This window comes from Aeromicrobium sp., assembly GCF_049586495.1.
Taxonomy (GTDB): domain Bacteria; phylum Actinomycetota; class Actinomycetes; order Propionibacteriales; family Nocardioidaceae; genus Aeromicrobium.
Genome location: NZ_JBAVCB010000169.1, coordinates 1 through 12,000, shown reverse-complemented (window position 1 = coordinate 12,000; position 12,000 = coordinate 1). Strand labels below are relative to the sequence as shown.

Sequence of the window (12,000 nt, the reverse complement as noted above, 5' to 3'; positions counted from 1 at the left end):
GACGCCGTGGACATGCACGGCGACCTGTCCCAGCGCAATCGCGAGCGCAACCTGGCCCGCTTCAGCAAGGGCGAGGCCAGCGTCATCGTGGCCACCGACGTCGCCGCACGCGGCATCCACGTCGACGGCATCGGCCTGGTCGTCCACTACGACGCCCCCGCCGAGCACAAGGCGTACATGCACCGCTCAGGCCGCACGGCGCGTGCCGGCGAGTCCGGTTCGGTCGTCACCATGACCACGCCCGAGGCGCTGCGCGACGTGATGATGCTGCAGAACAAGGCCGGCGTCACAGCGCGCCACCACCGTGCAGCCACCGCCCCGTCGCCCATGACGGCCGCTTCGCTGACCACGTCGGGCACCGAGGCACCGGCACTGGCTGCCGGTCGCAGCGGTGGCGGCGGCAATAGCGGGGGCCGCTCCGGCGGTCATCGTGGCGGGCGTCCGCAAGGCAATCGCAGTGGCGGCAATGGTCGCGGCGGCGCGAGCAACCCCAACCGCAATCGCAATCGGAGCCGCAACAGCCGCTGACGCCGTCCCTGCAGCACCGCAGACCGCCGCCCCACCGACTTTTCGGTGCGGCGGCGGTCTTTTGGTTGGATCGGCCGAGAACACAAGATGTAGGGGTTACATCGGTGTGATTCGTCATATACAGTGGCTCACGCAGCTGGTTCGCCTTCTCATCCAGGGGAGTCGTGGCAACAGGGAACCCGGTGAGATTCCGGGACTGCCCCGCAGCGGTAAGTGGGAACGACCGATGTCATCAGCACTGGACGAGAGTCTGGGAAGCGACATCCAGTAGGCGACGCACCTGCGTCTGGCTCATGAGTCCGAAGACCTGCCAGTGCCTTGTCGCTCCAATGGCGACGAGGGTCCGCGACCGCGTGGGACGGTCAGGGGATCAGGTCGTCGCGCGTTCCGTGAGGGCCACCGTCTCCTCCACCCTTCGTGCTCGTGGATCTGCTTCAGACCGAGCTCACGAGGGGTGAGTTGCATGTCCATCTTCGTCATCAAGCGCGACGGCAGTCGAGCACCGTACGACGGCTACGAGATCGCCCGTTCGATCGAGGAGGCCAGTGCCGGACTCGACGACACGGTCGCCCGGGTCACCCAGCTGCAGTCAGAGCTGGAGATCACCCTGTTCGACGGCATCACCAGCGAGCAGCTGGACGAGGCCGTGGTCGGTGTCGCGCTGCAGAACGTCAAGGACGATCCGGCCTTCGACACCATTGCCTCGCGACTGCTGGTCAAGACGCTGTACAAGAAGATCTTCGGCGAGGGCGTCACGCGCGACGAGGTGTACGCCTTCCACGGACCAGCGTTCGTGCAGTCGATCCTGCGCGGCGTGGAGCTCGGTCTGCTGGACGCCCGACTGGCTGAGCTGTTCGACCTCGAGGTGCTGGGTGCTGCTCTGGACCCTGACCGCGACGACCTGATCCGATACATCGGCGCCCAGACGATGCGGACCCGCTACATGATCTGCGAGCCCGACGGCACCCCGCTGGAGGTGCCGCAGTTCTTCTGGATGCGCGTCGCGATGGGGCTCTGCCTCAACGAGGCCGATCCGACCGCTGCGGCGATCGGTTTCTACGACAAGATGTCGCGGCTGGAGTACCTCGCGGCCGGGTCCACCCTGGTCAACGCCGGAACCTCGTACAGCCAGCTCTCCAACTGCTTCGTGATGCAGATGGAGGACGACATCGAGCACATCGCGAAGAGCGTGCGTGACGTGATGTGGCTGACGAAGGGCACGGGCGGCATCGGACTGTCGGTGACGAAGCTGCGATCGGAGGGTTCACCGATCAGGTCCAACAACACCACGTCGACCGGCCCCATCCCGTTCATGCACACGATCGACTCGACGCTGCGCGCGATCAGCCGCGGCGGCAAGAAGTTCGGCGCTCTGTGCTTCTACATGGAGAACTGGCACCTCGACTTCGCGCAGTTTCTCGACCTGCGGCAGAACTCCGGCGATCCCTACCGGCGCACGCGCACCGCCAACACCGCGGTCTGGATCTCTGATGAGTTCATGAAGCGGGTGCAGAACGACGAGCCCTGGTACCTGTTCGACCCGCTCGACACCCCCGATCTGGTCGAGCTGTACGGGCAGGACTTCTCTCGCCGCTACGCCGAGTACGCGGCTCTGGCCGACGCCGGCGGGCTGCGGCACAAGAAGATGCGCGCGCGCGAGCAGTTCCGCGCGATCTTGGTGTCGCTCCAGTCGACGTCGCACCCGTGGCTGACCTGGAAGGACACCATCAACACGCGTGCGCTGAACCACAACACCGGGACGATCCACCTGTCCAACCTGTGCACCGAGATCACCCTGCCGCAGGATCGTGAGAACGTCTCGGTCTGCAACCTCGCCTCGATCAATCTCTCGCGCCACGTCAGCGGGCGACGCCAGACGGCGCGCATGGAGTGGGACCGGCTGGCCGAGTCCACCCGACTCGCGGTCCGACAGCTGGACAACCTGATCGACATCACGATCAGCTCGGTGCCGGAGTCGGAGCACTCCAACGACCAGAATCGGGCGCTGGGCCTGGGGGTCATGGGATTCACCGACATCGTCGAGCGCTTCGGCTACTCCTACGAGTCCGAGGAGTCCTACGACCTGATGGACCAGATCATGGAGTTCGTGAGCTGGCACGCCATCGACGCCAGCTGCGACCTGGCTCGTGAGCGGGGTGCCTACCCCAACTTCGCGGGATCGCGCTGGAGCGAGGGCATGGTCCCGCTGGACTCGTTGGACCTGCTGGAAGCCGATCGTGGCGTGCCGGTCGAGGTCGACCGCTCCAGCCAGATGGACTGGGACGTGCTGCGGGGCAGAGTGCAGGTCGGCATCCGCAACTCGACGTTGATGGCCATCGCACCGACCGCGTCGATCGGCTTGGTCGCGGGGACGACACCGGGTCTGGACCCCCAGTTCAGCCAGATCTTCAGCCGCGCCACCAGCTCCGGCAAGTTCCTCGAGGTCAACCGCAACCTGGTCGAAGACCTGCGTGCTCTGGGTCTGTGGGAGACGGTGCGCGAGGACCTGCTGCGCCAGCAAGGTGATCTGTCCAAGGTCGAGGGGGTTCCGACCGAGCTGACCGAGATCTACCGGACCAGCTTTCAGCTGTCTCCCTACGCCTTCCTGCACGTGGCAGCCCGAGCGCAGAAGTGGATCGATCAGGCCATCAGTCGCAACATCTACCTGCAGAGCCGCGACGTGGGCGAGATGGTCGAGCTGTACGCAGCCGCGTGGCGGATGGGCGTCAAGACGACGTACTACCTGCACATGATGCCGCGCCACACCGCCGAGCAGAGCACCGTCAAGGTCAACAAGTCCGCCAGCACAGCACCGGCGGGTGGTGGTGGCGCGCGTCGCGGCTTCGGCGCTGCGCGCTCGACCCCGGCTGCGACCGCGGTCGTCCCCGAGGACGTGGCCGAGCTCGAGATCGTCGATGGAGCCGCATGCCCCGTCGACCCCCAAGAGCGCCTCGAGTGCGACTCCTGCCAGTGACCCACGACCCTGCCCGTCTGAGAAAGTGATCACCTGCATGACTGAGACACCCACCCGCACACGAGGCATCCTCGGCACCGGCATCGAGCAGGGGCTCCTGCTCAAGCCCGTCACGTATCCGTGGGCCATGGACCTGTACGACCAGGCTGTGGCGAACACATGGTTCCCCAACGAGATCCCGTTGGGAGAGGACCTGGGCGACTTCGAGCGCATGAGCGACGAGGAGCGGCACGCCCTGACCTTCTTGATGAGCTACTTCAACCCGAACGAGCTGTTGGTCAACAAGGCGCTCGCCTTCGGCGTGTACCCGTACGTCAACGCAGCCGAGTGCCACCTGTACCTGGCCAAGCAGATGTGGGAGGAAGCCAATCACTGCATGAGTTTCGAGTACGTGCTCGAGACCTTCCCGATCGATCGGGAGGCCGCGTACGAGTCGCACGTGACGGTGCCGTCGATGGCGGCCAAGGAAGAGTTCGAGGTGCGCTACATCAAGCGCATGACCGAGCAGACGTTGGACATCACGACCACGGAGGGCAAGCAGGACTTCGTGCGCAACCTCGTGGCCTACAACGTGATCCTCGAGGGCATCTGGTTCTACTCAGGGTTCATGGTGGCGCTGAGCTTCCGACAGCGAAATCTGTTGCGCAACTTCGGCTCCCTGATCGACTGGATCGTGCGCGACGAGAGCCTGCACCTGAAGTTCGGAATCAACTTGATTCTGACGGTGCTCGAGGAGAACCCCGACGTCGCGACGCCGGAGTTCGCTGACGAGATCCAGCAGATGGTCATCGATGCCGTCGAGATGGAGGAGGCCTACAACCGCGACCTGCTGCCGGGCGGAATTCTGGGGCTGAACGCCGACTACATCAACCAGTACGTGCGCTATCTGGCTGACCGCCGTCTCGAGGAGCTGGGCTTCGGGCCGCACTACGACGCGGCCAACCCCGCCAAGTGGATGGCGACCGCGAACGACACCCTTCAGCTGGTGAACTTCTTCGAGTCGACGAACACGTCCTACGAGGTGAACGCGAAGTCCTCGTGATCTCTGCAGGCTGGCCGGAGCACCGGCTGGCGGGTCGACGGGACGATGGGAGATGCTGGTGGGCGTGACCGTGAAGCCCCGCGCGCCGCGCATCGGCCTGCTGGGTCCCGCGTTCATCGCCGCGGTCGCCTACGTCGACCCTGGCAACGTCGCCACGAACGTCACGGCGGGCTCGCAGTTTGGCTACACCTTGGTGTGGGTCGTGGTGCTGGCCAACGTCATGGCCGTGCTGGTGCAGTACCTGTCGGCCAAGCTCGGCATGGTCACGGGGACGTCGCTGTCAGAGCATCTGGGCCAACGGCTGCCGAGACGGTCTCGCCTCGCCTACTGGGCGCAGGCCGAGACCATCGCCATCGCGACTGATCTGGCCGAAGTCGTGGGCGGAGCGATCGCGCTGTACCTGTTGTTCGATCTGCCGCTTCCGCTCGGCGCAGTCATCACCGCAGCGGTGGCCATGCTGATCCTGCAGATCGGTGATCGGCGGGGTCAGCCAGCGCTCGAACGAGTCATCATCGGTTTTCTCGCCCTCATCGCCCTGGGATTCCTCGCCGGTCTGGTGGTCGACCCACCGGCGGTCGGGCCGCTCGCCGGCGGTCTGGTGCCGAGCTTCGAGGGCAGCGAGAGCCTTCTGCTCGCCTCGGGCATCATCGGGGCGACGGTGATGCCCCACGTCATCTACCTGCACTCGAGCCTGACCACGACACGACTCGGACAGCGCGGGGACGGCTTGAGCGTGCGTGAGCTGCTTTCGGCGACGCGAACCGATGTGGTTCTGGCGCTGGTGCTGGCCGGGGTGCTGAACCTGTCGCTGCTCGTCGTGGCCGCGACCAGCCTGGATGGACTACCCGGCACCGACACGCTCGAGGGCGTGCACGCCGTCGTCACGTCCGAGCTGGGTGCAGGCGTCGCGCTGCTGTTCGCCGTCGCGCTGCTGGGATCTGGCCTGGCCTCCACCTCGGTGGGCAGTGCCGCCGGCGCCGAGGTGATGAGCGGTCTGCTGAGTTTGCGGGTACCGGTGCTCCTGCGCCGCACGGTCACCCTCATCCCGGCTCTGGTGGTGCTGCTGGCGGGCGCGGACCCGACTCGGGCCCTCGTGATATCCCAGGTGGTCTTGTCGATCGGCATCCCCTTCGCGCTGGTGCCGTTGGTCGTGCTGACTGCCCGCCGCGACGTCATGGGCGAGCACGTGAACCGGGCAGCCACCACGATCGCGGCCGCGGGAGTCGCCGGCGTGGTCATCGCACTGAATGCGGTGCTGCTGTGGCTGACCTTCATCGGCTGAGATCGCCCGGCGGTTGCTGATCTGGGAGGATCGCCGCATGGCACTGCTCGGTCTGCGCGTACCCCGTGATCTCGGTGCGGTGGCTGAGAACGTGGGCGACAAAGTACGGCGACGACCGATTGCGGACCTGACTCGCACGCCTCGCGACATCGTGGAGAAACGACACAACTTCACGTTGTATCGGTACACCTCGGTGCCGGGGGTCACGACCCGCGGCAAGCCGGTGCTGTTCGTTCCGCCGTTGGCTGCCCCCGCGCTGGCCTTCGACCTCCGCCGCTCGTGCAGTGTCGTGGAGTACTTCGTCAACCAGGGTCGGCCGGTCTATCTCGCTGACTACGGCGCCGTCGAGTTCAAGCATCGCACCCAGGGGATCGAGCACTGGGTGGATTCAGTGGTGCCGGCTGCCATCGAGGCGACCTCGACACACGCTGACGGGGTTGACGTGCACGTCGCCGGATGGAGCCTCGGCGGAATCTTCACGATGTTCTCCGCCGCTGCGCACCCCGAGCTGCCGATCGCCTCGGTCACCGCTGTGGCCAGCCCGTTCGACCTCCGTGAGGTACCTCTGCTCGCACTGGCGCGTCCCGTGGACCGGGTGATCGGACGGTTCGTGGGTCCGGCCTACCGTGCCATGGGCGGGGTGCCGGCGTGGTTGACTCGCGCAGGCTTTCAGCTGTCCGCCCTGGACAAGTTCCTGACCAAGCCGTTCGCGATGCTGATGCATGCCGACGACCGTGACTTCCTGGCTCAGCTCGAGGCGGTCGACCGCTTCATGGACTCGATGTACGCCTATCCCGGACGGACGTTCGGGCAGCTCTACCACGTGGTGATGCGCTCGAACGAGTTCGCGACCGGTGCCATGGAGATGGCCGGCCGTCGAGTGCATCTGGGCGCGATCAAGGTGCCTGTTCTGGTCGTGGCCGGCACGGACGACACGCTGGCACCCGAGCCCGCCGTCGTGCATCTGCTCGACCTCGTGACGGGTGCTGCGCGCACTCAGATCGTGCGGGCACCCGGTGGTCACCTCGGCGTGCTGACCGGCCGCGGTGCGCGCACCGCCTCCTGGCCCGGCATGCAGACCTTCTTCACCGAGGCCGACTGACCCTCTCGCACGGCGCACGCTGTCCCGCGAGTGGCGAGGTGGGCAGAATGGGGGCATGCCTGAGTTGCCCGAGGTCAATGCGCTGGTGGAGTTCCTCGACCGCGAGATGGCGGGTGCGGTCGTGGCGGGTGTCGAGCTCGGGTCGTTCTCGGTGCTCAAGACGTTCGATCCGCCGGTCGAGTCACTGGCGGGACTGACCGTCACGGGAGTGGCCCGGCACGGCAAGTTCATCGACATCGAGGTCGACGGGATCCACGTCGTGGTGCACTTGGCCAAGGCGGGGTGGCTGCGGTGGTCGACGTCGTTCTCCGAGGCTCGCATCAAGATGGGCAACGGCCCACTGGCCGCCCGCCTGCGGATCGATCGTGGGGATGGCCCGCATGAAGGTTTCGACGTCACGGAAGCAGGCACTCGAAAGGGTCTGGCGATGTACATCGTGCGCGACCCCAGAGACGTGCCGGGCATCGCTGCGCTGGGGCCCGACCCGCTGGTCGACGGCTTCGAGCTGCGACCGCTGCTGGGACGCCACATGCAGATCAAGCGGCTGATCCGCGACCAGAAGATCATCGCCGGCGTCGGCAACGCCTACAGCGACGAGATCCTGCACGTCGCCAAGCTCTCGCCGTTTGCCCTGGCTGACACGTTGAGCGATGAGGAGATCGATCGGCTCGAGCACGCCCTGCAGCAGGTGCTGCGCGATGCTGTCGATCAGGCGCGGGGCAAACCAGCGGCTGAGCTCAAGGACAGCAAACGCACCCGGATGCGGGTGCACGGCCGGGCTGGTCAGCCGTGCCCAGAGTGTGGCGACCTGGTCCGGGAGGTCGTCTACTCCGGTTCGTCCCTGCAGTACTGCGCCACCTGCCAGACCGGGGGCAAGGTGCTCAAGGACCGCAGCACCTCCAAATTTCTCAAGTAGGTCATGCCAAGGCGACGAAGGTGACGGCGAGAGCGGCCAGCAGCAGACCGACGCCCTGCCACCGCAGGATCCGCTCGCGCAGCAGCACCGCCGCCAGCAGCACGGTCGTTGCTGGATAGAGAGAGGAGATGACCGATACCACCGACAGCAGTCCCTGCTGGCTGGCGAACAGGAACGCCCCCTGCGCGGTGGCGCCCAGCGGTCCCATGACCACCGCGCGCCACGCCACGGCGTCGCGCGGCACCCAGGCCGCGCGCAGCACTGTCGCAGTGGCGATCACCGCGAGGACCGAGGTCACCTGCGAGATGGCGAGCGCCGAGAATCCCGAGCCATCGCTGACCTGTCCGAGGAACACGAACAGCACACCGAAGCCGAGACCCGCCAAGGCTCCGTCGACGACCCCCCCACGATGCGCGGTGTCGGCATCGGGAACCCGTGAGATGAGCGCGATGGCGGGGAAGGCGAATGCGATGCCCAGCACCGCGATCGCCGCCGGGCGCTCACCCGAGGCCAGGCCGACCCCCACCGGCAGCAGCGCGGCCCCGATCGCCGAGATCGGGGCGACTACGCTCATCCGTGCGGTCGACAGCCCGCGATACAAGAACACCACCCCGAATCCGCCGCCCAGTCCAGCGATCGCGCCATGACCGAGGTCAGCGGCGGTCGGATCACCCGGGAAGAGGGCCACCGCGGTGAGCGCGCACACGGCAGAGGACGACTGCCCCACCACCGCGATCTGCCACGGCGTGGCCCGCTTGGCGAAGATGCCGCCCAGAAAGTCCGCGATGCCATACGCGAGGGCCGAGACAAGAGACAGAGCGATGGCCACGGCCGCAGCCTAGTGGCCGATCTTTCTAGGACCGATCAGCGAGGCGGTGTTGCAGTGCGAGCGCCATCAGCAGGACGACCGAGGCGGTGAGCAGGCCCCACTTGACCGACCCAGCCGTACCCATGACATCGATGGTCGACACGCTGACAGAACTCCCGTCGCGGGCGGCCATCAGCACCATGACGTTCTCGACCTCATCGGCAGCGGCTGCGCTGATGATCAGGCCTGTGCCGATGCCCCGGGCCACGCCGTACGCAACCTGACCGAACGCCATGACGCCCAGGAGGGCGTAGCTGAGGGCGAACACCATGTCGGCGATTGCCGCCGCCATGGCTCGACGCTGCCCGCCACCGAGGACGCCGAGGAACTCATCGGGCGTCGCGGACGTCTGGAGATCGAGGTAGTTCGGCTCGAGCAGCCAGATCGCCGCACCCGAGACGACCGCGAGAGCAATAACGGGTCTCCACCTGGGCATGCTGCATGGTAGCCGGACCGGTTCCGGGCGGCTGCCTACCATGGAGACATGGACACCCCGAGCAAAGATCCCGGGCGGTGGTCGTCGCAGGTCAACCGCGCCGCGCACGAGGCAGCGCAGCGCATCGACGACACGACGGGCGAATCGGCCCAACGAGCGGCAGTCGTGATCACGTCGGCCGTGCGGCTGATGCGCTGGCCCACCGCTGCGCTCCTGTGGTTGTCGGGCCCGTTCATCATCGCCACGATCATGATCGGATGGGCCGCTGACGGATCGATGGGCTGGGTCATCCTTGGCCTCGGCCTGCTGATGGCCGCCGTGGCAGGCGCCTTCGCGGTGCGGCGCAACAGGGTGCTGCACGCAGTCGCCGACCCCGAAGTGCTGGCCGCCGAGCTGCGGGTCATGGTCAACCTGACCGGCCGAACCCAGCAGGCCGGGGCCGTGTTCCGCGACATCACCGGCGGTGACGGGTGGCGAGTCCTCGGCCGCCTGCGAGGCCTGTGGCGCGGTGCCACCTTGCCGGCCACGTGGGTCCAGCAGGTGGGCGAGCTGCCCCGAGCGCGCTACTTCGCTCCGCCGAAGATTGGCACCACGGTGACCTTGTCGGTGGCTGCCGCCTGGCTCGTGCCGATCTCGATCGTTGTCGCAGCACTGTCGGCCATTGGCGCCCTCGCGGGCTCGATCTGACGATCAGGCCGACGACCTGACGGCGCCGGAGTCGAGCAGGAAGGCGATTCCGCAGTGGCGGCAGACCCCGTGGTCAGCCGATCCGTCAAGCAGATCAATCTCTGACTCACAGGTCTCGCAGACAACGGCCAGGCCGAGGCTCACGACGCTGTCAGGGTTCATGCGTTCCACGGTAGGCCCGACCTCGGACACCATCTCGGCGACACGCGTCACGTGCACCGACTCACCCGCCGTTCTCGCGTGACAGATTCTCGGATGGTTCTCCCCTGGATGGCGCCGGGCCGTCGCGCCATGCGGTGCTCTCGCCGGTGGTGGCGGATGAACCCAGCGAATCCTGACCCCGAGGGCCATGGGCCTCGACGATAGGCTCTCCGTGTGACTGCAGGCCGCCCGCTCGACACCGTCCATCTCGCCGCCGCCACTCCTGACCAGATGCAGCCGTGGGCTGAGCTGGGGATGAAGCAGGACGAGTACGCGAGCATCCGCGAGATCCTCGGCCGCCGCCCCACCGGAGCGGAACTGGCGATGTACTCGGTGATGTGGAGCGAGCACTGCTCGTACAAGTCCAGCAAGGTGCACCTGAAGAAGTTCGGCGACCTGCCGCAGGAGACTCCGCTCGGCAAGACGCTGGCCGGCATCGGCGAAAACGCTGGGGTCATCGACATCGGCCAGGGCTACGCCGTGACGTTCAAGGTGGAGTCGCACAACCACCCGTCGTACGTCGAGCCGTACCAGGGGGCCGCCACTGGTGTGGGCGGCATCGTCCGCGACATCCTTGCCATGGGTGCCCGTCCCGTCGCGATCATGGACCCGCTGCGATTCGGTCCACTGGATGCTCCTGACACACGCCGCGTCATGCCCGGCATCGTGGCTGGCGTCGGCGGGTACGGCAACTGCCTGGGCCTGCCCAACATCGGCGGCGAGGTCGTGTTCGATCCGACCTACGTGGGCAATCCGCTGGTCAACGCCTTGTGCGTCGGCGTGCTGCGGCACGAGGACCTTCACCTGGCGTTCGCGTCGGGGGTGGGCAACAAGGTTGTCCTCTTCGGTGCGCGAACCGGCGGCGATGGCATCGGGGGCGTCTCGGTGCTGGCATCGGAGACCTTCGACGAGACCGGACCGGCCAAGCGGCCGAGCGTGCAGGTCGGCGATCCGTTCATGGAGAAGCTGCTGATCGAGTGCACCCTGGAGCTGTTCAGCGCCGGTGTCGTCAACGGCATCCAGGACCTCGGCGGCGCGGGGCTGTCGTGCGCCACCAGCGAGCTCGCGTCGGCCGGCGACGGTGGCATGCACGTCGAGCTCGACACCGTGCCGCTGCGCGACTCCTCGCTCTCGCCCGAGGAGATCTTGATGAGCGAGAGCCAGGAACGCATGATGGCGGTCGTCGAACCGGCCGACCTCGAGGCGTTCATGGCGATCTGTGCGACGTGGGAGGTCGAGGCGGTCGTGGTCGGCGAGGTCACCGACGGCGATCACCTCGTCATCGACTGGCATGGCGAGACCGTGGTCGACGTGCCGCCGCGGTCGGTGGCGCACGACGGTCCCACCTACAACCGCCCCTACGCGCGTCCGGCCGGCCAGGATGCTCTGCAGGCCGATGCAGCCGAGGCGTTGCCCCGACCGAGCACTGGCGATGAGCTGCGCGACCAGCTGCTGGCGATCGTGACGTCGCCGAACATGGCGGACAAGTCCTGGGTCACCGACCAGTACGACCGCTACGTCCAGGGCAACACCGTGCTGGCGCAGCCCGAGGACGCCGGTGTCGTGCGCATCGACGCCGAGACCCACCTCGGGGTAGCGGTCTCGACCGACTGCAACGGTCGTTTCGCCCAGCTCGACCCGTACGCCGGCGCGCAGCTGGCGCTGGCCGAGTCCTATCGCAACGTGGCCGTCACCGGCGCGCAGCCGCTGGCCGTCACCGATTGTCTGAATTTTGGGTCTCCGGAGAATCCGGACGTCATGTGGCAGTTCGAGCAGGCCACGCACGGACTGAAGGACGCCTGTGCCGTGTTGGGCATCCCGGTCACTGGCGGCAACGTCTCGTTCTACAACCAGACTGGCGAGACCCCCATCTTGCCGACCCCGGTGGTGGGAGTGCTCGGCGTGATGACGGACGTGCGGCGTCGCATCGTTCACGGATTCCCCACCGGCGGCGCGCACATCGT

Annotated in this window: 11 protein-coding genes and 1 riboswitch; of the genes, 8 read left to right on the top strand and 3 right to left on the bottom strand. The window is 67.0% G+C overall.

What is annotated here, in order from left to right; genetic code table 11:
• The 6 genes from WB508_RS08995 to WB508_RS08970 all read left to right on the top strand — a co-directional run.
• The coding region (locus tag WB508_RS08995; protein WP_423844546.1) for a helicase-related protein at window positions 1-528 on the top strand (528 nt) is incomplete at its 5' end.
• 120 nt (window positions 529-648) lie between these two features.
• Window positions 649-857, top strand: a riboswitch (cobalamin riboswitch).
• Window positions 858-991: 134 nt separating this feature from the next.
• Window positions 992-3,502 carry a ribonucleoside-diphosphate reductase subunit alpha gene (locus tag WB508_RS08990; RefSeq protein ID WP_423844545.1) on the top strand — a complete coding sequence of 837 codons (2,511 nt, stop codon included), beginning with the start codon at window positions 992-994 and terminating at the stop codon, window positions 3,500-3,502.
• 37 nt (window positions 3,503-3,539) lie between these two features.
• On the top strand, window positions 3,540-4,544 hold the full coding sequence (locus WB508_RS08985; protein WP_423844544.1) for a ribonucleotide-diphosphate reductase subunit beta: 1,005 nt from the start codon (window positions 3,540-3,542) through the stop codon (window positions 4,542-4,544).
• A 100-nt stretch (window positions 4,545-4,644) separates the two neighbouring features.
• Window positions 4,645-5,826 carry an Nramp family divalent metal transporter gene (locus tag WB508_RS08980; RefSeq protein ID WP_423844548.1) on the top strand — a complete coding sequence of 394 codons (1,182 nt, stop codon included), beginning with the start codon at window positions 4,645-4,647 and terminating at the stop codon, window positions 5,824-5,826.
• 37 nt (window positions 5,827-5,863) lie between these two features.
• Complete coding sequence (locus WB508_RS08975; protein WP_423844543.1) at window positions 5,864-6,928, top strand: alpha/beta hydrolase; 1,065 nt, start codon at window positions 5,864-5,866, stop codon at window positions 6,926-6,928.
• A 55-nt stretch (window positions 6,929-6,983) separates the two neighbouring features.
• Entirely contained in the window at window positions 6,984-7,844 is an 861-nt protein-coding gene (locus WB508_RS08970) for an Fpg/Nei family DNA glycosylase (RefSeq protein ID WP_423844542.1), read from the top strand.
• 1 nt (window position 7,845) lies between these two features.
• Here WB508_RS08970 and WB508_RS08965 read toward each other — a convergent pair whose 3' ends face one another.
• The gene (locus WB508_RS08965; RefSeq protein ID WP_423844541.1) at window positions 7,846-8,673 is read right to left on the bottom strand and encodes an EamA family transporter; all 828 of its coding nucleotides are present in this window, start codon (window positions 8,671-8,673) and stop codon (window positions 7,846-7,848) included.
• Between the two features lie 25 nt (window positions 8,674-8,698).
• On the bottom strand, window positions 8,699-9,148 hold the full coding sequence (locus WB508_RS08960) for a hypothetical protein (protein ID WP_423844540.1): 450 nt from the start codon (window positions 9,146-9,148) through the stop codon (window positions 8,699-8,701).
• A 48-nt stretch (window positions 9,149-9,196) separates the two neighbouring features.
• On the opposite strand from WB508_RS08960, the gene WB508_RS08955 reads away from it, so the two are divergent.
• On the top strand, window positions 9,197-9,835 hold the full coding sequence (locus WB508_RS08955; RefSeq protein ID WP_423844539.1) for a hypothetical protein: 639 nt from the start codon (window positions 9,197-9,199) through the stop codon (window positions 9,833-9,835).
• 3 nt (window positions 9,836-9,838) lie between these two features.
• Here WB508_RS08955 and WB508_RS08950 read toward each other — a convergent pair whose 3' ends face one another.
• Window positions 9,839-9,997 (bottom strand): hypothetical protein, encoded by a 159-nt coding sequence (locus tag WB508_RS08950; protein WP_423844538.1) that lies wholly within the window; start codon window positions 9,995-9,997, stop codon window positions 9,839-9,841.
• Window positions 9,998-10,267: 270 nt separating this feature from the next.
• Here WB508_RS08950 and purL point away from each other — a divergent pair.
• A partial coding sequence (purL, locus tag WB508_RS08945) for a phosphoribosylformylglycinamidine synthase subunit PurL (protein WP_423844547.1) occupies window positions 10,268-12,000 on the top strand: 1,733 nt, incomplete at its 3' end.